The organism is Terrimonas ginsenosidimutans (assembly GCF_022012415.1).
In the GTDB taxonomy this organism is placed as follows: Bacteria; Bacteroidota; Bacteroidia; order Chitinophagales; family Chitinophagaceae; genus Terrimonas_A; species Terrimonas_A ginsenosidimutans.
The window spans coordinates 1-24,951 of record NZ_JAKLTR010000032.1 but is presented as its reverse complement, the minus strand read 5'-3'; the positions used below and the strand labels follow the sequence as shown (position 1 = coordinate 24,951).

The window sequence follows — 24,951 nt, the reverse complement described above, 5'->3', positions numbered from 1 at the left end:
CTTTTTCTTTTTAAAAGTCATTGTCACTGCACATATATTTTTTCAGCCACCCGCAAGACCCCGGCCTCTTCCAATTTAATAAAATAGAACCCTTTGGTGATAAACGCGGGAAGTCTCAATGACGTTGTTTGTTGCGCCGCAAGATCATTCAGTAAATATTTATGAATCGGCCGGCCGGCGAAATCAACTACATGAATAACGGCAGCCTTCAAAGGCTGATTGTTAGCAAAATAAAAATTTCCGTTATTAACTAAAGTGGGAAACACTTTAAACCCTTGATTCTCGTAAGGAATTATTACGGGTTTTGAATAATAGATTTTACCAGAACGCTCAAGTATTTTAAGTCGGTAATATATTTGACCAGAAGGAGAAAATGGGTCCAGAAAGTCATACCTGTCACTGAATAGACTAACAGGTTTATCACCGACGGTGCGAAATTGTTGTCCGTCAGAGCTTCTCTCGATTTCAAAGCGAAGCAAATCTGCAGATGTCCCGACTCGCCAGTTAACTAGAATTCCAGAACTGGTTTTGCGTGCTGAAAATGATATCAATTCAACAGGTAAAACGACGGCAAGGCCCGATGAAAAGAAAATCCGGTTAGTCCCGCTGAACTCACGGTATTCGAGAACCATGTTGTAAGCCCCATTAAGATTCACCATAAGATTTGAACTGGTATAGCTTGTATTTGACCAGTTGTCAATAGCCCAGGAGGCTCCCCCATCAAAGCTAAGACGGTAGCCGTCTTCACTACCAACTATGAACGAGTAATTATTGGGGCTAAATGTCCGCGACAGTCTGTAACGGACAGAAAATTGCTCACTTAGTAAAGCACAGCTACTTGTATTGAAACGAACATAAGCACCTCCGAAATTTTCATCAAAATCAGAACTGACTGAGGATCCCTGATTTCTTAATCCTTTAAAAAAATTAAAATCTGTCCCATTGTAGACATAACCTCGCCAAACATTGTTTGCCCCATAAACTGTTGTACTGCCTGTACCAAGGCAGGCGTTAGAAACCTGAAAAGTTATGCGGTTATTGTGAGCGTATTCATAATACTCAAGAACAAGATCATAAGTGCCGTTAAGAGAAAGTGTTACTGTATTTTCCGTATATCCGTTAAAACTCCAATTGTTTACAGCCCATGTAATTCCACCATCTATACTTAAACGATATCCGTCATCACCTGTGATATTGAAATCGTAATCACCCGGAGCAAAGGTTTTTCTTAATTTATATCTTACGCTAAAGGATTCTGTGTGCACAGTACAACCATTGGTTGGGAAGTTGACATAAAATCCGCCAAACGCCTGATCAAAAGCAGGGTTGCCGGGAGTGCCTTGCAAAATATATCCTTTGTAATTGGTCAAATCGGAGTTATCGTATACATACCCGATCCAGGTGTCGTTAGTTCCGAATGTGATTTCGTCTCCTTGTGGGGTGCATGATTGTGCTAGTGATCTCACTGCAAAGAGTGATATCAGTATACAACTGTTTAAAAGGTTTTTCAGCATATAGGATTGGTTCAATGGTGTTGCAATGCAACAATCATATGGCATACCTGAATAAATCAGATCGGAGTTGAAATTAGTAAAAACTCTTAGCCATCCTATATACGTATTCTCCTGAAATTTATTTTTCCCTTTTAGATATTTTTTTCTTCCTTTTGATTATCAACGATTAGTAACCCTTCTTTATTTGTGTTTCTGTATTTCCTGAATTTTACAATATACTTCCGTAAAGTAAGACATCTTAAAAATTGCAAATGAAAAGCCTCGTGCACCATCCAAAAAGCCACCCATAAAAATATAACTTCCCAAAAAATAGACTGGTCCAATAAAAGGTGTATTCATCAGTCTGTATTTCATTTTTTGCTTCCACGTTAACGAATTCCAGGCTGTCTGATCATTTTTTAATTTTAAGAATCTGGCAGCCTCCCAGCTTGCATATTCGTTGTGCTTATGCATATAGTGCTGAATTCCGCGAAAATCGCGATGGTCGATCTGGGTTTTTAATTTTTGAGTTTTACCATTCAGCACGGGGTGTTCATGAATTTCCATGTCCAGATGACTCCACCGCTCTTCATCGATCCGTTCATATTCTCCGGAAGACACTCTGAAAAGTGCGAGCTTGCGCAAGGGATAGCCCCCTTTCAGTTTTCTTCCAAGAAAATAAATTGAATAGCTTAGCCAATAGCCCGAAACATTATTGTCGTCAAGAGCCACCCGAAGAGTCTTCTTAAATTCTTCCGTTAAATACTCGTCTGCATCCAGGAACAGCACCCATTCAGTTTCGGGACGATGATTCCGTAAAAACCAGTTTCGTTTTTTAGGGAACTTTCCATTCCATTCGAAAGGAATGACTTCTGCTCCATTGTCAACAGCGATCTTTATTGTTTCATCTGTACTACCAGAATCAATCACAACGATCTTTCTAGCCAATCCGGACCCTATGGCCGCAAGACAGCCTGCAAGATTCGTTTGTTCATTTTTTACGGGGATAGCGATTGTTAAATCAAGGGGGGAAAGCATCAATATTCTTTATAATTCTGACAAACTATTCAAGTATGCGTTGTTTTATTGGCTGACAGGGATGACCGGAACATACCATCCAGCGAGGCAAGTCTTTTGTCACTACTGATCGTGCACCAACAACCGCCCCGTCTTCGATAGTAACTCCCGGGTGGATAAAACATTCAGCTGCAATCCATACCTCATCTCCTATCGTGATAGGCATAGTGATCAATGGAAATCCCTTACGCGTATAGTCATGCGTTCCGGCACAGATGTGAGACCCTTGTGAAATAACAGATCTGGCTCCAATTTTTATATGACCCTGCGAATACAAAATAACGTCATTGGCAATTCCACATTGGTCTTTCAGCTCAACATTCCATGGGGCCCATATTTTTGCTCCGGGATATACATGCACCCCTTTTCCAACTTTACCACCAAACAATCGTAATAAAAAAGATCTCCAGCCATGTAGCGGCGTGGGACTAAACCGAAAAAGAAACAAATAAACTGCATTCCATATCACCCTGGCAATCCTGTTCTTCACAGAAAATGACGCCCCTGAATGCGTATCAGTATTATGCATAACCTCAATAACTTTTGTATCTACTTATTCAGGGCTTTCAAAAACAACCCTGTCGAACTTTTTAATGAAAAAAGCTTGTTGAACGTTGCCAGTGCATTTTCGCCTTTACTGGAAATTGCAGCCTGGTTCAAAGCAGCAAATGATGAAAGTAACTTTAAAATCCCTGCTAAATTATCTTCCTCTACCAATCCCGCATTTCCTTTATCTATTTCGCGCCAGATATTTACCTGATCTGTTATCAATACAGGCTTACTGCAGGACATTGCTTCAACTACAACAAACCCAAAGTTTTCCTGGTGACTTGGTAAAATCAAGGCCGAGCTAAGATAAAATGCCCCCCATTTAGCATCTCCGTTAAGCATACCGGTGAATATTATGTCTGTATTGCCAGCAGCTTTATCCAGTATTGTTTTTCCAAAACTTGAATCAAGTCCCGGTCCAGCAATGACCAGTTTCGGCAGCTTAATCTGAGTCTGAGTCTTGAGGGAAATATAAGCGTCGACCAACAAATCAACCCCCTTCTTGGGATCAATGCGACTGATGTACAGGATGCAGTCGGTTGGATCAACTCCCCCGCATTTCGCAATCAACGCCTCGCGCATTGAACCGGCAAACGGTATTGCTTCAGGAATTCCGAGGCTCACAATCTCCTCTCTCCGCGCATTATATTGTTTAAAACTTTTACTGGCCAGTACGCGTTCAGTTTCACAAGTAAAGAACAATCCGTCTGCATTATTTACCAGGCTCCTTTCGAAAAAAAGCCAGAATAAGCTATTCCTGATAGCTTTTAACCTTCTGCCGGAAGCATTCTGAAAATATGGATCAAGCATTCCATGCGGCATAACGTATAGCTTGGGCCTGGAATACTTGATTTTTCTCCAAGCATTATAAATCGCATAAACATGGTACTGCCAAAGTCCATGGACAACAATAGCGTCATAGTTGCTAATATGCGCTAAAAGCCAAGGTTTCAACTTCGCGCTAAAACGCCAGGCCGTTTTTGCAGGGCCTAGTGCGTGAATAGTGAAAGTATAACCGGACAAAAAATCTGCCTCCGGGTGATCCAAACATACCACCTCATTATTAATCCCATTATTACTTAACCCGCCGATGATCATACTCACTGCCTGTGTCACTCCGCCAGTGCGCGGATCCATCCCTGCGACAATGTGTAACAATCTCATGATTTCTCTCCTCGTATTTTTTTTATCAGTGACAAACCGGAGTTTACCATATTATCCATACTCAAATATGTTGCAGCAAATCGTTTCCCGTTCTCTCCGAGTATCGTGAGCTCCTGAAAACTTAAGCGCTGAACAGCGGTAAGAAATGCTTCTGTATCAGAAAAAATCAACCCATTGAATCCATTCTGAACGTATGCATATTCAACACATTGTTTTAACGCTGTGCTGCGTTCAAATGAAATAATGGGCTTACCGTAGGCCATTGCCTCGACAATAGACAGGCCCAGCCAGCCAGGTTGAAAATAGATATCAGCCGCGTCAAACAATTCGTTTTTAGTTTGCCTGTCATACAACTCCCCGAAGTCATATACATTTTTGTATCTGCCAAAATCTGGTTTGAGTTTACCGTCTCCTATTATAATAAAACCGAACTTTTTACTGCTCAGTTTTTTCATCGATTCTTCCAGGAGATCGATTCGGCGATCAGCTGTATTAAAACGGGCACTGAAAATAAATATAACTTCTTCCCTGATCCTGTATTTTCCCCTGAGGATCTGCTTATCCCCTGGAACGCGGGAAACGATCCTATCTACCTCTGATATTGTATTATTTAAAGAAACTGAGGGGATTTGCGGATGGATCTTTTGCCAGATCTCCTTTTCTTTCGCCGTATAAAACCACACGCCATCTGATAATCCAATCATCCATCGCAAAAGCCTGGAAGGACGCTGTTCTTCCGCAGTATAACGCTTTACCGAAATGCCATGTCCCCAAAGAATTATTTTTTTACGATGAAAGATGCGTGTCAATAAAAGTATCCATGTAGATAAATGGGCAAAATTCAACATCAGGACCAATACCTTGTATTCTTGTTTTAAAAGCGAGAACGGATTATATACAAGAATGCCTTTACGTTCAAACGACGCGATTTTTTTTGTAGCAATTCCTGATTGTCTGAAGTTGCTTTTATCCGCCTCTTTTTTATCATATACAAAAACATCACACGATTCATGGCTTCCAAGACCTGTAAAAAAGTCTTCCCTGTAATGTGGGATAAACGGCTGAAGTATTGCAATCATACTGACTTCATTTTCTTTCAATTGGGAACAAAATCTCCCCAACCTCATATCCATAAATCGATCGCTTCCCTTCATGAATGGAGTCAAATGCGACCATAGTCCCGTCTTTTTTCCAGCGGGGATGAAGATCACAGTGAAGCCCGCTCCGATAAAAGGCCATATTCCTGATATCAAAAGCTTTCAGCACAGATGCTTCAACACCAACAAGGGCATCGCCGATTGAAGACATATCAGGCTTATCGGGTATCATCTTATACTTTCCCAGATCAATTTTTCTTTGAGTACTATCCTGAAAAAGAAACAAGGTTCTAACTCCATCCTTGTCGGGATAATTGTCGCAGATCATCCAGTCGCGATTAGCCGGGCAAAACATAGGATGCCCATCTTCAGTGATTACGCCCTTAGCCAAAAAAGTTTGTTTCGGAACAGTCTCATCACTGAAAACCAGCCAATTAAAAAGAGATGCCCCTTGCATTGCAGGTTTAGGTTTGTAAATCAGCTTCTTTATTATCTTTTTTGCTCTTGAGATCAACCCGGAAGGCATCATTCTGTAAAGAACGGAGTTTCTTAGCTTTTCAATCCCGCTACCCGTTCTACCCCATATTGCCACATGATTATCATCCTTCCAATCAAAATGGCTTAAAAAACCGGTGGCAAGACAACGAAGCTCACGGCCATCAACACCGATTGTCATCAATCTGGATGTTTCTCCACCGTCCTTCAATTTGGATCTGTGCAAAAAAGCAATTCTGGTTTGTGATGGATTTAAAACGAGATGGGTAATGTAATGATGCTGACCTATACCCGGTGCCGATTGAAATTCCGACACCTGCTTTATAGATACGATCAGATTGCTTTCTTTTGAATAAACGTTATGCCTTATAATTCCTGCGTTATCGGGAGTATCACTACCAGCTGTTTCATCTTTAAGTCCAGTATATCCATATCCCCCAACTCTGTGGAGACGCGAGTAATCCAGACCAAAAGCCCACCCCTCATCAGTAATCACATGAGTAGAGAAAGCTAATTCAGATACCTCCCGACGGGATTCTGTATCGTATACCTTAGATCGCCATGCATTATCAATCCGGTCATTGACAATAAGTAATTCAGTATTTCCTATCCATTGCTGTCTAGCCCCTTGAGGATAATTGAAAGCATTTGTTGTTCCCAACTTGATAAACTCACCGTCTTCTACAAATCCTACATCACAGATGGAGGATGATTGGGGGGGAGTGTAAATATTGTCAATTCTGAGTGCGGCAAGTTTATTGCCTTTGCTGTTCCAGGCTGGTATATCATGAAATCCAAAGAAAAAATTACCCTCCTGTTTTGTAATCAAAATCTCGTTATTCATGCTGCTATTAAAGTGAATTGATCCAGTTATTGAAGTCTATTGTTCTTTGGTGCCAGCTATGCTCATCAATATTGATATCAGGCTCACGGAGTTTTCCTTCTTTCTTCTGCATCATTAATACGGATAAGGACTCTGGCTTGCTAGTGTCAAAGTAGAAGCCGTTTTCCCCGAAGATCTCAGCAGGCTCCCCGATCTTACTGGTAAATACCGGCTTTTTGAATGGCAGGTACATGTAAATTTTGCTGGGGCAACGCGCAATATCCTGAACTGTATTATTCAATGGCGAAATGAAAGCGTCGGCCAATTCGAAATATGAACTGATCTCTTCTTCAGGCACATAACCCAAAAAATCGACAATGTTAGTAAGATTGTTTTTCTCGGCATAGGCAATACCTTCCTGGTAATGTCGCCCCTTACCCATTAACAAAAGCCTGGCCTCGGGATACTGAGCTCTGTTATTTTTCATTGCATCTAGCATCGCAAACAGTCCATAATTTCTTGTCATTGTCCCCATATAAAGAAACACATCTTTCCCACGATATTTTTCCTCCAGCTCTTCAAGAATGATTTTGGGTGCAGAAACTACATCATTATTGAACGCGTACGGCGAATAGGAAATTGGCATTTTCCTTTTAAATAACTTTTTTGCATACTTCCTGTATTCCTTTACAAGGAAGGTACTTGCACAAACGAGGCCATCTGCATATATAACAGAGCCATATTCCATTAGATGAGCTTTTATTTTCTGGGGAAACGACAGATCCTTAATACCAGACTGAAGCTCACTATGTTCAATAATAATAAATGGCTTATAACCGAGTTTATTTTTTATAATACGGTTTCTCACGCTGAATGAACAGAAATAAATATGGGACGGTTTCAGTTCTCTGATCAAGGCTGTTTTCTGAGCTACTTCGTCATTGGCGCTGGATTCTTTATAATACCTTACAGTAACATCGTTTCCGCACTCTAATGAAATCCGTTTACGATTCTCAAAACAATCCATAGCAATAATAGACACATTCCATCCCTCTTTATGTAAAGGATAAGCCATTCCTAGTGCTCTCTTCATCGTGGCTATTGTTTCAATGTTGCCTAGCGTTACAAACGTAATCGATTTTTTCATTTGATATTTTTCAGTAGTTCGATGATTCGTTTACCTGATATATGCCAATTAAGATTTTTCTCAAATTCGTCGAATGAAGACAAACACATCTTCCTGTAACGGTCTTTGTCCTGGAAGACAGATATTGCAAAATCAGCATATTCCTGAGCAGAGGCTGATAAGGGAAATGCCCAGCCGTTCACTCCATCCCGAACTATTGTTCTTATACCACCAACATCGGTGGTTAACACTGGAAGACCAAATGAATTCGCCTCGCTATACGCGACCGGAGTGCAATCCGCGCGAGTTGGTAAAAGAAGAAAATGTGAATTGCTCATCAGTTCACTGAGTCTGTTACGACCGGCCTCTTCCCGTTTACTTATAAATCCGTGGTTAACAACAAACTCGCCGTAATCACTTAAATTAGGGATACCTGCGATATGCAAAACAGATGGAACGCCAAGGCTATTCATTTTCTTGACCACTTCTACTGCAAAATCGCCTCCCTTTCTTGCCCAATCAACTCCTAAAAAGAGGAAATTACATACAGGCATGTCTGTGCGATTTCTGGCCAATGCATCAATATCATTAGACGTTCTGTCACATTCTATATTTGCGCCAAAAGGAACAACTTTTATCTTGTCTGAGCTACACTCATAATCTTTTATTGCCGACGCAGCCGCCCAATCGGACGAATATATTGCGATCTTACTTGCCTGAATGGCTAATCGATCAATTTTATTTCCGTTTCTTATCGTCTCTTTTGCATACGACGAAATCGGCCTGTAAAACCCGAGAATACTCGCAAAAGTCGCGTCGGTATAAAATACCTTTGGTATATCTGTCTTCAAATATGCAAGCGGTAGTGAACTATCAGCAAAAATTATATCTGCATCTTGTGGCAATAACTTTAATAGTATTTTGCCTATTTTTTTAAGTCGCCAAGGAGAAAGTTTTATATCAATATGCTTTCCCAATTTTCCATATAAAACCTTTTTTACTCCTTGAACTAAGTAAGGGATTCCTTTAGATTTTTCTGCCAGTTTATCCAAATAAATAACCTGAACGCCAGGCTGAGAAGCTAATGCTTTTGATATGTGGTAAGTTAATCCAGACCAACTACGAACATCCGAAGCATCCGATAACGAGATAAAAACTATTTTCATCTAATCAGTTTGTAAATCCTACTTTAGTTAAAGCTATAGAATCCATTGTCCGCTTAACCTGTTTTTGCTTAAACTGTATCTCTCCTTTGCGGTGTAATACAACCACCAGTGCTATCATAACGGGCAAAGTCTGTTTAATATGCGGGAGTGGCGAAAAGAAAAATGTCCATACGAGATAGAAAAAAAAGTAAATCAATATCGGGCAAAGCGGGCTGGCTGAAAACTCCGGTTGCCGAAAGAGACTAAAAAAACGTCTTACCAGCAAAACAAAGATGTACATTATAGCTAGGAAACCAAGCACCCCAGCACAAGCCCATGTGCCTATTATAACTGAATGGCTTGGAATAATAAGGCCTTTTTCAGCATTTTCGAGATGTGAAAGAAACTTCTCCTCTTCACCATGCATTTTATGCATCAAAAGAGTATATTTCCCATCTTTATCCGGAGCCCAAGAACCATGACCAAAAACAGGCTTGTCTCTGATTGCTTCAATTGCGACGAATGTTTCCGCCCTTCCCGATGCTAATAGTGCTAAGGGATTGTATGGATTTTCAAGCCTGTCAAACTGTTCTTTCGAGTGATCCCCGCCAATACTTCCTGATAGAACCGACGACACATAAAAACTATAAAGAAGCTGGAACAGAATTATAAAAAAAACCAGATATGGTACAGCTTTCCTTAGTGTAAGTTTTTTTACCCTTTCCATCTGCAGAAGGACGAAACCTGTAAGTATCCAAAAAATCCCGTTGGATCTCGCGTCAAACGCGATACTGAACAACCCATAAAATACAAGCAGGCCCACAATCAGACGGCGGCTTTCTCTTTTTTTACTTAATAAGTAATACGCCAATACTAATACAATTGAATTGAGAATAGGCACGAGGTAAAATTTAAAGAACCCCATATCCTCTAGCCCGCCCTCGGATTCCTCACCGAAAAGCGCCAAGCGTATAATCTCTCCGATCAAATAAACGACAATCAAGGCCGGTGCGCGATACAACAGACGCGCAAGAAAATTAGTAACTATAATGGCCATTGCAATATTTGCCCAGCCTCTCACAAGATCATTCGTAGCTGAATGATTTACTATGTCACTTAATATCTGGGCAAAAAGAAAAACTAAATAAGCTATAGTTATCCTTTTTATGTCCGGTACATCCCTGAATAGTTCCTTCCATTTTTTTATTGATAAGCTCCCCCCGACCGCCAGTATCTCATTTAAGCCTAACTGACCTCCAAGGTTTAGCCTTATGCCTGATAAAATAGCATACAGGCCCATCTGCACTTTTATTATAATACGACTGCTAGCCAATGTGTGCTTTTTACCTACAATAAATTCTTGTAAATCTCAACCATCTTTTCACCATAATTCTCCCAGGTGTGCTCACCTTTAATAAGAAGCGCGGCTTGTTTGCCAATAGATTCCCGCAGGCCTTTGTCTTCCCTTAACTGTAAAATAGCCTCTGCCAGTTGACTGGCGTCGCCGTCAGAAATGAGCATGCCTGTCTTTAAGTGCGTAATTGGAGACCCACACTGTTGCGTGGTAATTACGGGAAGCCCCAATGCCATTGCTTCCTTGACTGACTGAGCAGATCCCTCGCTGTATGTTGGAAAAATATAGATATCACTCTGAGTGAGCAATGGGATCATCTCAGATTGCGGTAAATGGCCGTAAAACTTTATAGAATCACTTTCATTCACCCAATCAGGGATTACAATATCCCCCATTACACTCCCAATAACTTCAAAAGAATATTTAACCCCTTTTTTCTCCAGAATCTCAAGCGCCTCTATAATTATTGATGCCCCTTTCCTGCTGCCAAAGGCCCCGGTGAACACTAGTTTGATCACATTGGTGGTTTGATAGCTCAATTTACCACTCCCAAATTCCGTACTCACGCCGAGAGGGACAACCTTGATCTTGTCCGCTTCATACCCTTCAATTACAAAAGACCATTTTACATATTCTGAATTAACTACAAGAACATCTGCTTCTTCACAATCTCTTACTATTGATCTCCAGAATTTGTCAGAAGGCCAGGTTCCAAGATAATGATTATGCTTTATTCCTCCTTTACCCGCAGACTTCAGCAATTGCTTCTCCATTTCTTTTGGATGAGAGATGCTATGATCAACTACGATCTTCATCCCCTTTTGACGAGCTTTTTTTATTGCGCCTCCTCTACCAGCACCACTTCTGACATGAAAAATTTCAGCATTTGAGATATATTTTTTTGACTGCCATCCAAAAAGCCGCCATCCAAGCACAGCTCCAACCGCCCGCTTGAAGAAGCGATATGCTGATAATTTAAAAAGTATCTGTACAACAAATTCAGAACTGCCACACGTTCTTATTTCATCTGGCGATAGTTCTTTCGGAGAACGCTTTTTTAATCCAGATGCAAGGTTCGAACGACCGAGAAATCTGCCAAATCTGTTTATCCATTTTTCAGATATGTGTTTACCCGGAACCCATCCTGTTATTAGAACCACGTTACATCCCGCTTTCTTCACAGATACAGCTGACTGTACTATATGTAAACGCCCATGGCCAGTTGAAAATATTACTTTCATTTATCAGCTTTTTATAAAGCGCTCCGAAGTTTTTCTATATCATCAAACATGTTGAAATTGTCTCGAATCCATTCGAAATCCCTATTCCACCATTTTACATCCAGCAGAAAATCAATCTCGGATTGATTAAAGCGGGATGCAATTTTCTTTGCTGGTATACCAACATTGATAGAATATGGTTCGATATCTTTCGTAACCAACGCATTCGCTCCAATCACCGCGCCGTCACCAATCTTAATACCATCTAGAATAGTTACATTGTCCCCTACCCAGACATCATTGCCGATCTCGACCCAAAATGGTGGAGTGGCATATCTGAACTCTTCAAACTTCTGCTCTCTTCCGAACGTAAACCCTGCCGCCTTCCCTGTTGAAAAAAAAGCCGGGTGAGTTGACACAAACCGGGATAAAGGATGCCGCCCCCCAGTGTTTCTGACAAATGATCCGATTGAACAGAATCTGCCAACTTTAACTGACCCAAATTCAACATTTCTCCCTGTATAACTTCCTGTTCCGATTTGGCAATTACTCAACTTATTGCTCTCGCCAATAGATACCCAAGCTTCAAAAACACATTTAGCGTCGATTCTAACATTCTTAAGAAACCTGATATTTTTCCCTTTATGCTTTGATAGGATCCTAGCATTTTGAATATCTTTTATCCTGTTTATTAAAAAACTCTTCATGGGTTATTCCCGATATTTTATTATCCTGGCAGGCACACCGACAGCTATTGCCATAGCAGGAACATTAGATGTCACAATAGCACCAGCTCCTATAACAGCACCTTCACCAATTGTAACACCTGGCATAATCACCGCATGTGCACCAATCCATACGCCATTATCGATATGGATGGGGGCCGCTACTGTCGGAGCATTTTTTATCTGTTTACCCGAATAGCTGTGAGTTAAACTCGTAATCACGACGTGTGACGCGATCAATACGCCATCGCCAATTGTCACGCCACCGTTTCCCCAAATATGAACAAACGCCCCTATATCAGAATCTTTGCCAATAGATATGTTTTCCATCCCTTGAAATATCGATGGGCTGGTAATAGTACTTCTTTCGCCAAATTCTTTAAACCTACGCTTAATAAGAATAAGCTTCCACTTTGAGCGCGTCATAGGAAAATATGGCCGAACCGCATCCGCCGCATTCTTGCCAAGCACCTTTTTAAGCATCCGTTTCATGGATAGGAGATTTTTTTTTGAACAACCTATTAATCACGGCTTGCGCCCGATAATCACGCAGAACAGCTGGTAAAAAAAAGACTAAATAAACGAGCGCGCTCACTCCGAGTGACAGGTAAATATTTTTTGCAACAGAATTCAATATTATAGAGCATGCAGTTACTGCCAGACCTGCAACAAATAGCATAATCTCGCTTTTCGCAAACAAATCCTTAAACCTGATTCCATGCTCTTTCTGATATAACATCGACATCACGATTATTCCACCAAGCGTTGTCAAAATGCTACCCCAAAATGCTCCGAATTCAGGATCAAACACAACGAAAATGTAGGCCGAAAGTACATTCATTATTGCCATCAGAATGTAAACGATCATCATCATTCTCAACTTACCTTCCCCCAGTATACCGAAATAAGCTGGGCCATTCAAAACAAGAATTATTGTAAGAAATGAAAGAAAATATGCAAAAGTCAAAAATGAACTCTCGATATGTCCGATCCAAACCTGCGAAATAACCGGAAGAAAAATAATCAAAAGAGTAATAAGCGGAACTTCGATAAATAATATAAGCCGAAATGTTTTTACGTAAATGTTGCGAATCTTCTCCCTGCCGTTCACGGCTGCCTCCGCAACGACTGGAATCATAACCTGGTTGGCACTTACAATTAACCCCCTTATCTGAGAAATTAAACGGTTTGCCATCTCATAATAAGCGACCGACTGGATCCCTCCGAACTTACTTAAAAGCATTTTTGTCGCTGGATCAAGCAACATCTGACAGATAGAGATTACCTGGAATTTGGAGCCGTAAGAAAGCAGGCTTTTAAAAATATTCTTATCCCACCCTGACAAAACACTTTGAGATCGAGTCACAAGCTTAGACCTCCCCACAACAATGCAACCGCCAAGTAATACAAAAAAAGACTGGGCTAATTGCGCATACACCACTCCATAAATTTGATACTTAGGAACGAGGATGATGCTTAATACCGCAAGAATAACCAGGCCGCCGATATAAATAATATGTCTTAAATAGTTTTTCTGCATCCCTTCAAGGACTGACGTAAAAATTCCGCCGATTGAATTAAGCAGCAAACTTAAAAGTGAAAAAGGTAGAATTGCCATGGAAATGTCCAAATACTCCTTATCTATAAACTTTTCGAGAAGAAAAAAACTAGCAATGTATATTACCGCGATCGCTATAGAAATGAATACGGCCATACTAATAAGTCCTGTAAAAATAAGCGGATACAACTCTGATATCTTTCCTTTGGCCCTGTACTCAGCTACAAATTTGACTAATCCTGAGGTGAGGCCAAAATTGGCAAGATTTGCCATAGACGAAGTTGCCATGATTAATGACCACACCCCCAGCAGACCCGCACCGATTTCATTAAGAAGAAATTTGTATAGAAAGAAAAGTACAAACCCTGATACGATTACCTGAACAACAGATACACCTGCGTTTACAAAAATCCGCTTACTGTTCATAATTGATTGCATTTCATCTAAAAACTAACACCCGATTGAATCACCCCCTGTTACCTTCCTTATTATTGTTCCTATTTCTCTTCTTCAAAGTATCCTTTGCCATAACCATAGTGTCCATACTTGCCATATCCATATCCTTGTTGATAACGTCTCTTCCAACCGACTCCGTTTAAGACGGTATAAAGCGGATGCTCCGGCTTCTGCCGGCTTCTCTGATTCAGTTCTGCATAAACCTCTTTATTGGTATGTGCCTGCCTTACAACAGCAAGAGTGATATCCGCATACTGCTGGAGGAGAACGGCATCCGTTACCAAGCCAAATGGAGGTGTGTCAATTATTATATAGTCGAACAACTCACTCAGAGATTTGAATAACATTTCCATTTGGACGGTAGAGATAAGTTCTGCGGGGTTAGGAGGAAGATATCCTGCGGGTAATAAAGAAAGATTTCCGCCAAATTCCGGGATGTCAACCAACACAGATTCTAATTTTTCTTTTCCCGCTAGAACAGCGCTAATGCCCTGTTTGGATACTATTCCTAAATATTTTCCCACGTGCGGTTTGCGAAGGTCTAGCTCGACAATTACGGTCTTCTTCCCGAGTAACGCATAACTCGCTGCGAGATTAATGCTTATAAAGCTCTTTCCATCTCCTGGCTGGGAAGAAGACACCAGAATTCTTTTAACATCTTTCCCTTTTCCTGTAAAACCTATTGCAGTCCTCAGTGTACGAATTTGTTCGGCAACAACTGACCTTGACTTTGCAGTTATAATGAAAGCGGATTTAATGCGTGAGATGTGGGATATAACACCAAGCAGCGGAACTCTGGTTTTTCTTCCGACTTCTGACGCATCTCCAACTTTATTATTAAAAAAATCTCTAATCAGCATTACGATCAATGGGGTGAAAAGGCCTATCAGAATGGCGACAATCCAAATGACCTTTGATGTCGGGGCAACCTGGCCCACTTCACGTGCCCTTACGATCGTCCGCGAGTCAGGGATGTTGGAGGCAAGCGTCACCGCAGCTTCTTCTCTTTTCTGAAGTAAAAAAGCATACAGTTGCTCTTCAACATTGTGATTTCTTTTAATCTCCACAAGCTTTTGCTCCAACTGCGGAATGTTCCTCAACCGCCCCCTCAACTGTTCATCTTTTCTCGCGATATCATTGAGTGTTATCTGATACGCCTGTTTAAGGTTTCGAACGTTGGCAAGCAATTTCTTGCGGGTCTCCTGAACTTGTTGTTGCAAATCGATGAGTAGTGGATTTTGTGGCCCAATCTCTTTGTTTTTCTCCACTCGCTCCTTTTCTAATACCAGGGAATTATGCCGTTCGACAAGAGAAGCCAAAGAAACTTCCTGAATTCCTAAAGTACTGGGTACAAGCCCCGCATTTTCCTGATTAACTAAAAGGTCCGTCTCTAATGCAGATACAATATTTAGGCGAGTCTGACTCTCCGCGCGCTGCATATCAATATCTTTCGTCATCTCCATGAACTGTTGTGCATCTGAGGAGATGTCTGTTATTTGATTTTTACTTTTAAACCTTTCGACATCTCCTTCAACGCCCTGAAGATCCACAGCTACAGCCCTTAATCTTTCACTTAAAAAATCTATCGTATTAGCCGTGACTTTATTCTTGTCATCCAACCCCTGCCGGTTATAAATGTCAATAAGGCCTTCCAATACTACCTTTGCTCTAGATTTATGTAAGTCATCAATTGTAAGGTTAACAACTGAAGACTGCTTACTGACCGCCCCAATAACTAATTTGCCGCTGTAAGAACTGGTAGCGGCAACAACGGGTATTATCTTGATAAAATAGGCTCCGTTAAATGCTTGCTGAATTTTTCCGGAATTTTGAGAGATGTCTTTGGGAAACACTTTGAATCTGAAACCATCCAAAGTGTAAGTCTCTCCATATTTGACTGCAGTGAGCTTTTTCGTACCACTTGAAATATCAATCCCTCCTGCAACTATCATAACCGCCCATTCAGCATAATTAACTATACTGTCCTGATTTAGGATGTCTAGCTGAAATGGAACTTCATGATCAAAAAGAGGAATATCCCGAATACGTCCCTCTGCAAAAAAGAAAATATTCAATTTTTCCCTTTTCACAACTTCCTCCATAAGGTCATAACTCTTTAACACTTCAATTTCATTCTCAACAAGTTTATTAGCGCTAACTCCAAGTTCCTTCAGAAGCGAGTTGTCTACATCACCACCCTTTTTTTCATCTTTGATCATAACCGACGCGACGGCTCGATATATAGGGTTTGTGTAACGTAAATATAACCATGCTCCCAGAAAACAGATAAATAAGCTTCCAGCAAACCAGTACCACGAACGAGATACACGGAAAATCCATCTTTTAATATCAAAATCCTCCTCCGCCAGATGAACATCTTCACTATATATATCTTGATCCTTCATATTAAAGTATGATTAAAATATTTTACACCTCAGAACTTCTTTGAAATTATCAAAGCTAATCCTGAACATTTAGTTTACTCCAAATGCATTTGAGAAAGATGGAAAGAAAAGACGGACTAATTTCGAGTGAGAATAATCGTTAAAATTGAGGCAACACTGAGAATCATAGAAGCCCAGAACGTAGTATTGTCGGCAAGAAATCCTTTATTTTTATTCGGCTGCACATACACAATATCATTTTGTCTCAAATTGAAGTATGGCGATTGAAAAACACTGCTGCTATTAAAGTCAAGCTTGGCAACTTCAGTATTTCCGTCAGGAAGTTTCCGTATAACCTTAACTTTTTTACGAGAACCAAATACAGTCATGTCTCCCGAAGCTCCTATCGCCTCTATAACATTAATTTTCTCTCCATTCACCGGCACAGTAAATGGCTTACTGACTTCACCAATTACGGTAACTTTAAAATTGATCAATCTTGTAGAAACAATAGCATTGGTCAAATAAGGTTTGAGCGCTACCACCACTTTCTGTCGTAACTGCTCTAATGTTAAACCGGCTGCCTGAATATCTCCCAATATCGGCATAGTAATTCGTCCTTCAGTAGATACAACATAAACGTTTATAAAACTCTGATTAACACTACTTGAATTTGATAATGTGCCCGTAGAAGGTGAGGGATTGGCAGTGATCAGGTTAAAAAAACTTGTTGCCTCTGCACTTGGACTGGAGATAGAAACCTGAACCTGATCGTCAGCTTGTAGGCTGAGCGGCGGAGCTTTTGCAGTAGCAATTGTTTGAACAGTAGCCGTATCTGACAGGTCTTGAAAGTATGGAAGTTGCTTGGACGTGCGGCAACTGTATAATAGGACTAAAGGCACAATTAGGCCTAGTAGGTTACTGTTTTTCATTAAATATATAAGATTAAAAAAATCGGGCTTCCTATCAACGGAATTTATACGCCATGCCAAAAGACAGGCTTCCGATATTATTCAGCGGTTTGTCATTATGGTAAAAGCCCGAATAGAAAATATGCCCGTCAAGACGCTTCGAAAGTGAAAAACCAGCACCCGCAGAAAATGCAACAGCTGGATTTTTGTAAGTGATCATTCCTAACCCCAAATTACCTTCCAAAAACCATTGCCACGGGTCACTCTGATCGTAGTCAAAAGAACCGAAATAATACCGATAACCCGCCATGAGATATGCGATATTGATCGTCGGTGTTTTGTGTTTATCGAAGAACCCGAATTTGGAATCCGCTTCGGGAACCGAATAAAGACCAATAGTAGTTGTAATAAAACTATTGCTTAATTGCTGTGCCTCCGGGTTTAAAAATGACGTTACTTTCATTACTTTAAACTCTCCGTTCAATCCGATCGGATGATTCTCTTTACCGCTCATTACAAAATATCCGCCAAGCGAATAAATCGGCTTTCTCTGCCCCGGCTCAAAAATCGATTCACGCATTTGGCCATTCTGCGCAAACAAAGAGGACGTGCTTACACATAACAGTGCAGCAAGGATCAGTAGGGTTGGTTGTTTTTTCATTTCGACAATGGATAATAGGTGCGTAAGATAATAATTTTTGCTTATTGGAATACCCACAAAATACAAGGCTTCGCCATCTCAGTCACAAGCAATTAGCAAATGACTGGCCATTTTTTGGGCGCATTGAGAAAAAATCGGGCCAGCTCGCCTGCCGGCTAAATCATATACATAATCACCTCGCCGCCTGAGCATCAATAAGATGACCACGTTTTCATGCGCGGCTGAAGGTAAGCAAAAACTAAAATCATTGGAAAGCATAACCGTTATAACTCGTTAGGTAATAGAGAAAAAAGAACAATTTCATCCTTACATAACATTCGGCTAATAGAAAACCCTTAATTTGTTGATTAAGAGCAGGTACGGGTACCCTTCGCGGGTGATATATAGACGTTAAAGCCTTTAACTTATTGCACGTGTTTGTACTCGAATAATACCGTAAAATGAACCATAGCGGGGATTTACGACCCCGACCTGCCCGTAACATTGCAAAGAAATGACCTCATACGGGCAAACATCGCCTCGCCCCCATCCGGGACCTCACCCGGCCCGGCAAGCTGGTTACACCATAACCACACCACTTTACACCATTGCCGCAACAACCAAGCTCCGCACGCTGTCATTCAACCAATCTCCTTTACGTAAACTCCAACGTCCCCGGTGTTCAGGCTAATAAACAAAATGCCCCGGTCTCCCGGGGCACTAAACCATAAACCTGTATCATGAAAACCATCCTAAGACCTATTTCGCTTTTTCTGAGAAGAAGCTGACCAAACCATCCATTCCTACCTGCACGATCACCGTCTTTCCGGCTTTTGCCAATTCCACAAAGTAGTTGTCGCCAGAAGAGAACGTCTTGCCATATAACATCATATCTGACGCGTCTTCCGTGTTATCCCTGAACAGGATCACCTTCCCGCTCTCAAACCCTTTGTATTGCTTTTTAATAGAACTCTGCGCACTGGCGGGCAGTTCAGCAAACGTCGCAGGTGTCGTTGTCCCAACCAGCGTGGCATCTGAATTATAATAAGCAACGGTCAACTTACCATCACTTATAAAACTTGCTTCATCAAAGAATTTTGTCCTTTTCCAGGCCGGATCTATATTTCCAAAGTCTTCGTAGAAATGATCCATGACCATTACTCCCGGTTCATCCCCGTCTATTCCACGAAGTTCTTTCTTTGCTTCTCTCTTTTCGATCTTCGATTCTTTGATCTCTGCTTTCGCCTTTATAATATCAGGCGTATTTCCCTGAGCATTTGCTACAACGACTGACAACAAAAAAGTTGCAGGTAATATGAATAAATTTTTCATTTGCTTCCCATTAATGATGAATAATTGTTTGATGATTCAAATCTATATCACCCGTCATGCGATTCAATCCGGCTTTCGTTGAATCGGCTTTGGAGATCGGCGGGTAGGAGAAATCGATGGTTGATTGTTGATGACAAACATTCGATTGCAGGGCCTGCAGATCAGGTAGTGATCTAAACGCCTCTGATCTCGCTTCATTCACCAGGCAGAATAATAATACCCACGGGTATTGATGCACATAAAAAAAGAGGAAGGCATATGATGCTTCCTCTATAAATAATTATCCAGGGATTGTTACTATTAATGAACTCCCTTTCTGTGATCAACATACTGTGCAAACTTTCGACAGAAGTCAGTCCATCAGGCAACAACCTGCTCAATTCATCTCTCCCAACTTCGCCGCAGGATAGAACGCCCAGGTCAACTTGATCTCGCATTCATCAGACTCGGTATTGTACAGGTACAGGCTCAATTTCCAGCATTGAATACTGGTGGCGTTGTTCGGTTTGCCCGGATCAAGCAGCAACAAACCTGTGTATTCCGCTTCTGTATCTCCATCTGACAAAACACCTTCAACAGCAAAGGCAGCGCCTGACTTCGCATCAGCAAGGTCGACAGCCTGACCCGGATAGACGGTTGCATTCAGATGGATCCATTCCCGGTGAAGATCAAACCATCTCTTTTCCGCTTGTGAATTGGATGACATAATAAACTTCCAGTTGCCGTCCAGTTGTAAGCGGCCGCTCTGAAAATCGATGTGTGCATGCAGCAAACTGGTGGGTTGCTCATGCCCGATCTCTCCATCCGCTCCAACATGCCTGATGGATTTTGCCGGCAATGGTACGTTGTACTCGATTGTCCGCAATGGTAGCATTTGTTTCATGGTGACTTATTGTTACCTCAAACCTACTTCACAAACGGTGTCAAAGCAACAACAAGTCGGTGAATTGGCTATTTTGGTCGTTAATAATTGCGGAGTTTAACATTTATTAAGAAATCGTGAACCGATACAGGTCGTAAAGTTTCTATTTATTCAATGAAACGATCATTTGTTAATGATCGCATTGAAATGATGTACTTCCTTCATTGCTTCCTTGCAATACTCCGCAAACCTGGTAAATGCAACATACTTTTCCATTTCACTGCTACCTGTTTCCATTGTATCAAGCTCGATATCCATTGCTGCATTCATTCCCATTACCGCGATGGACGCTTTTATCGAATGAGCTAATTTTGACAGGGCCGTAAAGTCTTTTTTATTCAGCGCATTATTCATTTTTACAAGATCTGCCGGTATGATCTCCAGGAATTGCGCTGTAACAGTTCGTTCATAATCGATGTCTCCTCCGCTGATCTCTTCCATATACGAGAGATCGATGTACTTGTATTTGTGGTTGGCTGATATATTTTTTTCCTGATCCTGATCAAGCACAGACGATGAAAACCGTACGATCATCTGTTGTAATTCGCGTTCACGGACAGGCTTTGCGATATACTCATCCATTCCCGCCGCGAGACATTTCTCGCGCTCACCCGCCAGCGCATGTGCGGTCATCGCAATAACGGGAGTGGATATCCGCAATTCTTCCCGGATAATTCTTGCAGCTGTATAACCATCCATTTCCGGCATTTGTATATCCATCAGAATTATATCATACTTACTTATTTGAAGGCGCTCAATTGCTTCAAGGCCATTCGACACGATATCGGGATCGATCGCCCAGCTTCCAAGCAACTTTTTCATCAATGACTGATTGATCTCATTATCCTCCACTACCAGTACTTTCAGTTCTTTCGCGGGTTCCGCGAAACGGCTTTCCTCTTTAACACTATTTACACCGCTGGCTGATGATACAATCTTATACGGAATGCTGAATTGAAAACGTGTTCCCAACCCGGGCTCACTGATAACGGTTATATTTCCATGCTGCATATCTACCAGATCTTTCACGATAGACAGGCCAAGCCCTGTGCCGCCGTACTTCCTCGTGATAGAATCTTCAGCCTGTTCAAACCGGTTGAAGATCCCCGGGAGCTTTTCTTTATCTATGCCGATGCCTGTATCGCTTACTGACACCGCAAGCAACACCTCATCTTCTTTCATGCCGGAAGCACTCACCTGGATACTGACACTCCCCTGCCTGGTGAATTTGATCGCATTGCCGATCAGGTTTACCATGATCTGCGTAAGCCTGACCGCATCTCCCTGCAGCTCTTCCGGCACCTTATCATCGATCACTGTTGAAAGTAACAATCCTTTTTCCTTCGCCTTCTCACGGAACATCGTTTCAACAGATTGCATAAGTTCACGGACCCCGAAAGGGATCGACTCGATCCGCATCATCCCCGCTTCGATCCTGGACAGGTCAAGGATATCATTAATGATCGTTAACAGATTCTCTCCCGATTGGCGGATCGTATGTATGTAGTCGGCAGATTCCCTGTCAAGTGTTTTCTTTTCAAGCAAAGAAGCAAAGCCAAGTATGGCATTCATCGGAGTCCTGATCTCATGACTCATGTTTGCCAGAAAATTCTCTTTGATACGCGCCGCTTCCCTTTCCTTTCTCTCTGATGCATCCAGTTGACGGATCAATTGGTTCTGACTTGCAATACGATTAATAATATACCAGAACAAGCCTGCTCCGCTCAGCAAAACAATAATGATGAGGATCGTTCCCCAGCGACGCGCTTTGCGTCCACTATCATCGATGGATTTTGTGACAACGGTAAACAATGCCTGGCGGCTTGTATCGATTTTATGTGATACCAGTGAGATCGAATCCATTAGTTTTCGCCCCTGCTGATCAGCCATCAAGATCTCCGCAGATTTCTTTCCCGAATGAACGAATGTGTCGAGGATCTGCCTGCTAAGCAGGATCTTCTCCTGAACAAGCCTGTCAAGGTCGTCGATGAATTTTATGGAACTGTCATCATCAGTTATTTGCTGCAATAATAAAAGATCACGTTGAACAGCATCTACCTGTTCAGTAATATTGCGTGCAACGGATTCATCAGACATGGCGATCGCTCCGCGGATATCGCTTTCCATAGCAAACATGTTCTTTTCCAGTTCGCGTAATTCATTGTCTGTTTTAAATTCTTCCAGTAATTTCTCGTTTCCGTATATCAGGGTATCGATATTCCTGGCGGAATTATATTGCATGAAAATGAGCAGGAGATTGCCGGTAATAAAAGCGGCCAGCAGGTAATAGATGATTCTTTTACTGGTCATGTGCAGAAGACTACTGTAAGTTAAGGAAAGCACATGGAGTTCGGTACTAAAAGATCGTAAACCAATGCCATTTATTTAAGGATACGTTTTCAGGCAGTAAGATGACCGAAGGTCTCATGCGTGTAGTAATTACCAGTATTGCGGTCAGGCATCTCCAAGAGTAGCCGGTAATATTTTCGGCCAATGGCCGTCAGACTTAAGAAGTATAACTTAAAAGGCAAATGCTTTTAGAGGTCAGTACCTTTTCCGCGTTGCGGACGCATATACTCTCCTACAAACATTCCCAGCAACAGGATGCTGCCGATCATACCAAGACATACCGCGATCATCAATACGGTATGTCCCCCGGAATCCACCAGCCGCAGCAGCAAATATGCCAGCAGGATCAGCACAGCAAGGTCAAGAAAAAATAATATGGTGTAGATTGTTTTCATTCCTGTTTTATATAGATGCCGGAAGGACCTGTCAAGGGAGAGTAAAAAAGAGGGCCGCATGAACATGCAGCCCGTAACCAAAACCAAACTGCTATGAGAATAAAAAAATTGATCGATAAAAACCGGGATCCTACTCTATTCAATCATCACTGATCATTTTCCCAGAGTTGACCTGCCTCATCATTACCTGCGCTGCAGGATCCCGGATAGTATATATTGAGGACGACGTATTCACCTTCCCATCTCACAGGCCTCAACCAGTATCTCATCACCAACCGGGCCTTTCGTCCTTCTCAACACACCAAAGCTCAGACTTGTCTGCTACATAGAAAAGCCAGTATAGACAGGCAGGGGAAATGAGTCGGCGAATGAGGAGATCTGATCGGTCGTTTTTTTACAAAAACAAAATACACATCAGGCCTGCCGTGAACCCATGAGTATTGATCGGCGTAAGGTTCCCGCTGGGATAAATGCGTTGCAAGTATTATAGAGAGGTGAAGACCTAACGAATTGTTAAAGGATATTCATCCGTTTATTAAGGCCTGCCCGATAGGCATCTGCCACAGGAAGCGATTTCCCATTGACGACAACCGCCCCATCCTGGATCGTATCGATCCTGGATAACGCAGCTATAAAGGAACGGTGAATGCGCAGGAACTGGTTGGAAGGGAGCCGTTCTTCCACTGCTTTAAGTGTTGTGTGAACGGCATAAAATTTTTGAGAAGTATGCAGCTTGACATAGTCACCCATCGCCTCTGCATACAGAATATCTTCAATGCTAAGTCGTCTTACCACACTCGAATCCCGGATGAATAGGAAAGCGTCTGTTGACACTTTCATTTCTTCACCATCGCTTTGCCTGATATCCCGGGCTTTATCGATCGCCTGGATGAAACGGGAAAGTGTGACAGGCTTTACGATATAGTCGACCACATTCAATTCAAAAGCTTCTACCGCATAATCTTTCCGGGAAGTCGTGAAGATGATCAGCGGACGTTTAGTCCCGAGATCGCGCGTAAGCTCCAATCCGCTCATCTCAGGCATTTCGATATCCAGCAGAAGCAGGTCGACAGGTTCATTCTGCAACACATCGCGGGCGTCAATAGCATTCTCGCATTCCGCGACTACCACAAGGTCTTTCACGCGGGAAGCGAGCTGCTTCAGGGTAGTGCGGGCAATTTTGTTATCATCAACGATCACGATGTTCATGAAATGAAGGTAGCAAATTTGTTGGTTGGCGGCGTTGCCGGGGAGGTCCGGCAGGCAGCGCCGGGAGGCTGTTTTTTTTCGACGGGAGCGTCGAAGGGCTCTGCTTGCAGTTTTGCCGGTGGGCAAGGGCGCTTGTTTTCGAGGGGTTGGCTTGAAGACTCTGTTTACATTTTTGCCGGACGGGCAAGGCGTTTTTTTTTGAGGGGGGGTGATGCGAAGACTCTGTTTACGTTTTTGCCGGACGGGCAAGGCGTTTTTTTTCGACGGGAGGTCGAAGACGCTGTTTACTTTTTTGCGGGCGGGCAAGGCGCTTTTTTTTCGAGGGGTTGCCTCGAAGACTCCGTTTACTTTTTTTGCCTTGATGCAAAAAAAGTAACAAAAAAAAATCAAGGCTGGGAAAAAATGGCTAAAAATGGGAGGATGTCACCTGCACCAAAAAAACTCGCCGGAGGAGTGTTTCGGTTCGTTTGGCGTGCTGGCTCAAACAGTTTTTGGCGCCTTCGCACACCTGCGGTGTGACTCAGACG

21 protein-coding genes are annotated in these 24,951 nt (G+C 42.0%); all 21 read right to left on the bottom strand.

Annotated features, from left to right (window positions below; genetic code table 11):
• Nucleotides 1-23: 23 nt before the first annotated feature.
• The 21 genes from LZZ85_RS27525 to LZZ85_RS27425 all read right to left on the bottom strand — a co-directional run bounded on the left by LZZ85_RS27525 (nucleotide 24) and on the right by LZZ85_RS27425 (nucleotide 24,424).
• A complete protein-coding gene (locus LZZ85_RS27525) occupies nucleotides 24-1,514 on the bottom strand; it encodes a PA14 domain-containing protein (protein ID WP_237877207.1) in 1,491 nt (496 codons plus the stop codon).
• 180 nt (nucleotides 1,515-1,694) lie between these two features.
• Nucleotides 1,695-2,531: a glycosyltransferase family 2 protein gene (locus LZZ85_RS27520; RefSeq protein WP_237877205.1), complete on the bottom strand. Its 837-nt coding sequence runs from the start codon at nucleotides 2,529-2,531 to the stop codon at nucleotides 1,695-1,697.
• Nucleotides 2,532-2,556: 25 nt separating this feature from the next.
• Complete coding sequence (locus LZZ85_RS27515) at nucleotides 2,557-3,099, bottom strand: WcaF family extracellular polysaccharide biosynthesis acetyltransferase (protein WP_237877203.1); 543 nt, start codon at nucleotides 3,097-3,099, stop codon at nucleotides 2,557-2,559.
• Between the two features lie 20 nt (nucleotides 3,100-3,119).
• The gene (locus LZZ85_RS27510; RefSeq protein ID WP_237877201.1) at nucleotides 3,120-4,283 is read right to left on the bottom strand and encodes a glycosyltransferase; all 1,164 of its coding nucleotides are present in this window, start codon (nucleotides 4,281-4,283) and stop codon (nucleotides 3,120-3,122) included.
• Entirely contained in the window at nucleotides 4,280-5,362 is a 1,083-nt protein-coding gene (locus tag LZZ85_RS27505) for a glycosyltransferase (RefSeq protein ID WP_237877199.1), read from the bottom strand. Before LZZ85_RS27505 ends, LZZ85_RS27510 begins: the two co-directional genes overlap by 4 nt.
• A 7-nt stretch (nucleotides 5,363-5,369) precedes the next feature.
• Nucleotides 5,370-6,719: a hypothetical protein gene (locus LZZ85_RS27500; RefSeq protein ID WP_237877197.1), complete on the bottom strand. Its 1,350-nt coding sequence runs from the start codon at nucleotides 6,717-6,719 to the stop codon at nucleotides 5,370-5,372.
• Between the two features lie 7 nt (nucleotides 6,720-6,726).
• Nucleotides 6,727-7,845: a glycosyltransferase gene (locus tag LZZ85_RS27495; protein ID WP_237877196.1), complete on the bottom strand. Its 1,119-nt coding sequence runs from the start codon at nucleotides 7,843-7,845 to the stop codon at nucleotides 6,727-6,729.
• Nucleotides 7,842-8,990 carry a glycosyltransferase family 4 protein gene (locus tag LZZ85_RS27490; protein WP_237877194.1) on the bottom strand — a complete coding sequence of 383 codons (1,149 nt, stop codon included), beginning with the start codon at nucleotides 8,988-8,990 and terminating at the stop codon, nucleotides 7,842-7,844. Before LZZ85_RS27490 ends, LZZ85_RS27495 begins: the two co-directional genes overlap by 4 nt.
• Nucleotides 8,991-8,994: 4 nt before the next feature.
• Nucleotides 8,995-10,269: an O-antigen ligase family protein gene (locus LZZ85_RS27485; RefSeq protein ID WP_237877191.1), complete on the bottom strand. Its 1,275-nt coding sequence runs from the start codon at nucleotides 10,267-10,269 to the stop codon at nucleotides 8,995-8,997.
• Nucleotides 10,270-10,316: 47 nt separating this feature from the next.
• Entirely contained in the window at nucleotides 10,317-11,564 is a 1,248-nt protein-coding gene (locus LZZ85_RS27480; RefSeq protein WP_237877189.1) for a glycosyltransferase family 4 protein, read from the bottom strand.
• Between the two features lie 11 nt (nucleotides 11,565-11,575).
• Complete coding sequence (locus LZZ85_RS28900) at nucleotides 11,576-12,250, bottom strand: CatB-related O-acetyltransferase (protein ID WP_432422783.1); 675 nt, start codon at nucleotides 12,248-12,250, stop codon at nucleotides 11,576-11,578.
• A 3-nt stretch (nucleotides 12,251-12,253) separates the two neighbouring features.
• Nucleotides 12,254-12,760, bottom strand: coding sequence for an acyltransferase (locus LZZ85_RS27470; RefSeq protein WP_237877187.1), 507 nt, complete (start codon nucleotides 12,758-12,760; stop codon nucleotides 12,254-12,256).
• The gene (locus LZZ85_RS27465; protein ID WP_237877185.1) at nucleotides 12,744-14,252 is read right to left on the bottom strand and encodes an oligosaccharide flippase family protein; all 1,509 of its coding nucleotides are present in this window, start codon (nucleotides 14,250-14,252) and stop codon (nucleotides 12,744-12,746) included. The genes LZZ85_RS27470 and LZZ85_RS27465 overlap by 17 nt, the downstream gene beginning before the upstream one ends.
• Nucleotides 14,253-14,323: 71 nt before the next feature.
• Entirely contained in the window at nucleotides 14,324-16,687 is a 2,364-nt protein-coding gene (locus LZZ85_RS27460) for a GumC family protein (RefSeq protein ID WP_237877183.1), read from the bottom strand.
• Nucleotides 16,688-16,803: 116 nt separating this feature from the next.
• Complete coding sequence (locus LZZ85_RS27455) at nucleotides 16,804-17,598, bottom strand: polysaccharide biosynthesis/export family protein (protein ID WP_237877181.1); 795 nt, start codon at nucleotides 17,596-17,598, stop codon at nucleotides 16,804-16,806.
• A gap of 34 nt (nucleotides 17,599-17,632) precedes the next feature.
• Nucleotides 17,633-18,238, bottom strand: a complete 606-nt coding sequence (locus LZZ85_RS27450; RefSeq protein WP_237877180.1) for a hypothetical protein — start codon at nucleotides 18,236-18,238, stop codon at nucleotides 17,633-17,635.
• A gap of 738 nt (nucleotides 18,239-18,976) precedes the next feature.
• Nucleotides 18,977-19,549 carry a hypothetical protein gene (locus tag LZZ85_RS27445; RefSeq protein WP_237877177.1) on the bottom strand — a complete coding sequence of 191 codons (573 nt, stop codon included), beginning with the start codon at nucleotides 19,547-19,549 and terminating at the stop codon, nucleotides 18,977-18,979.
• A 376-nt stretch (nucleotides 19,550-19,925) separates the two neighbouring features.
• Entirely contained in the window at nucleotides 19,926-20,432 is a 507-nt protein-coding gene (locus LZZ85_RS27440) for a hypothetical protein (protein ID WP_237877175.1), read from the bottom strand.
• Between the two features lie 162 nt (nucleotides 20,433-20,594).
• The gene (locus tag LZZ85_RS27435) at nucleotides 20,595-22,781 is read right to left on the bottom strand and encodes an ATP-binding protein (protein WP_237877173.1); all 2,187 of its coding nucleotides are present in this window, start codon (nucleotides 22,779-22,781) and stop codon (nucleotides 20,595-20,597) included.
• Nucleotides 22,782-23,008: 227 nt separating this feature from the next.
• Nucleotides 23,009-23,215, bottom strand: coding sequence for a hypothetical protein (locus tag LZZ85_RS27430; RefSeq protein WP_237877171.1), 207 nt, complete (start codon nucleotides 23,213-23,215; stop codon nucleotides 23,009-23,011).
• A gap of 513 nt (nucleotides 23,216-23,728) precedes the next feature.
• Nucleotides 23,729-24,424, bottom strand: a complete 696-nt coding sequence (locus LZZ85_RS27425; RefSeq protein ID WP_237877169.1) for a LytR/AlgR family response regulator transcription factor — start codon at nucleotides 24,422-24,424, stop codon at nucleotides 23,729-23,731.
• Nucleotides 24,425-24,951: the final 527 nt, after the last annotated feature.

What these genes read in the sequence shown, in the direction of transcription:
- LZZ85_RS27445 (WP_237877177.1), bottom strand. Translation starts at nt 19,549, where the DNA reads ATGAAAAATTTATTCATATTACCTGCAACTTTTTTGTTGTCAGTCGTT.
- LZZ85_RS27520 (WP_237877205.1), bottom strand. Translation starts at nt 2,531, where the DNA reads ATGCTTTCCCCCCTTGATTTAACAATCGCTATCCCCGTAAAAAATGAA.
- LZZ85_RS27500 (WP_237877197.1), bottom strand. Translation starts at nt 6,719, where the DNA reads ATGAATAACGAGATTTTGATTACAAAACAGGAGGGTAATTTTTTCTTT.
- LZZ85_RS27505 (WP_237877199.1), bottom strand. Translation starts at nt 5,362, where the DNA reads ATGATTGCAATACTTCAGCCGTTTATCCCACATTACAGGGAAGACTTT.
- LZZ85_RS27450 (WP_237877180.1), bottom strand. Translation starts at nt 18,238, where the DNA reads ATGAAAAAACAACCAACCCTACTGATCCTTGCTGCACTGTTATGTGTA.
- LZZ85_RS27455 (WP_237877181.1), bottom strand. Translation starts at nt 17,598, where the DNA reads ATGAAAAACAGTAACCTACTAGGCCTAATTGTGCCTTTAGTCCTATTA.
- LZZ85_RS27435 (WP_237877173.1), bottom strand. Translation starts at nt 22,781, where the DNA reads ATGACCAGTAAAAGAATCATCTATTACCTGCTGGCCGCTTTTATTACC.
- LZZ85_RS27495 (WP_237877196.1), bottom strand. Translation starts at nt 7,845, where the DNA reads ATGAAAAAATCGATTACGTTTGTAACGCTAGGCAACATTGAAACAATA.
- LZZ85_RS28900 (WP_432422783.1), bottom strand. Translation starts at nt 12,250, where the DNA reads ATGAAGAGTTTTTTAATAAACAGGATAAAAGATATTCAAAATGCTAGG.
- LZZ85_RS27425 (WP_237877169.1), bottom strand. Translation starts at nt 24,424, where the DNA reads ATGAACATCGTGATCGTTGATGATAACAAAATTGCCCGCACTACCCTG.
- LZZ85_RS27465 (WP_237877185.1), bottom strand. Translation starts at nt 14,252, where the DNA reads ATGAACAGTAAGCGGATTTTTGTAAACGCAGGTGTATCTGTTGTTCAG.
- LZZ85_RS27490 (WP_237877194.1), bottom strand. Translation starts at nt 8,990, where the DNA reads ATGAAAATAGTTTTTATCTCGTTATCGGATGCTTCGGATGTTCGTAGT.
- LZZ85_RS27485 (WP_237877191.1), bottom strand. Translation starts at nt 10,269, where the DNA reads ATGGGCCTGTATGCTATTTTATCAGGCATAAGGCTAAACCTTGGAGGT.
- LZZ85_RS27460 (WP_237877183.1), bottom strand. Translation starts at nt 16,687, where the DNA reads ATGAAGGATCAAGATATATATAGTGAAGATGTTCATCTGGCGGAGGAG.
- LZZ85_RS27440 (WP_237877175.1), bottom strand. Translation starts at nt 20,432, where the DNA reads ATGAAACAAATGCTACCATTGCGGACAATCGAGTACAACGTACCATTG.
- LZZ85_RS27480 (WP_237877189.1), bottom strand. Translation starts at nt 11,564, where the DNA reads ATGAAAGTAATATTTTCAACTGGCCATGGGCGTTTACATATAGTACAG.
- LZZ85_RS27510 (WP_237877201.1), bottom strand. Translation starts at nt 4,283, where the DNA reads ATGAGATTGTTACACATTGTCGCAGGGATGGATCCGCGCACTGGCGGA.
- LZZ85_RS27470 (WP_237877187.1), bottom strand. Translation starts at nt 12,760, where the DNA reads ATGAAACGGATGCTTAAAAAGGTGCTTGGCAAGAATGCGGCGGATGCG.
- LZZ85_RS27515 (WP_237877203.1), bottom strand. Translation starts at nt 3,099, where the DNA reads ATGCATAATACTGATACGCATTCAGGGGCGTCATTTTCTGTGAAGAAC.
- LZZ85_RS27525 (WP_237877207.1), bottom strand. Translation starts at nt 1,514, where the DNA reads ATGCTGAAAAACCTTTTAAACAGTTGTATACTGATATCACTCTTTGCA.
- LZZ85_RS27430 (WP_237877171.1), bottom strand. Translation starts at nt 23,215, where the DNA reads ATGAAAACAATCTACACCATATTATTTTTTCTTGACCTTGCTGTGCTG.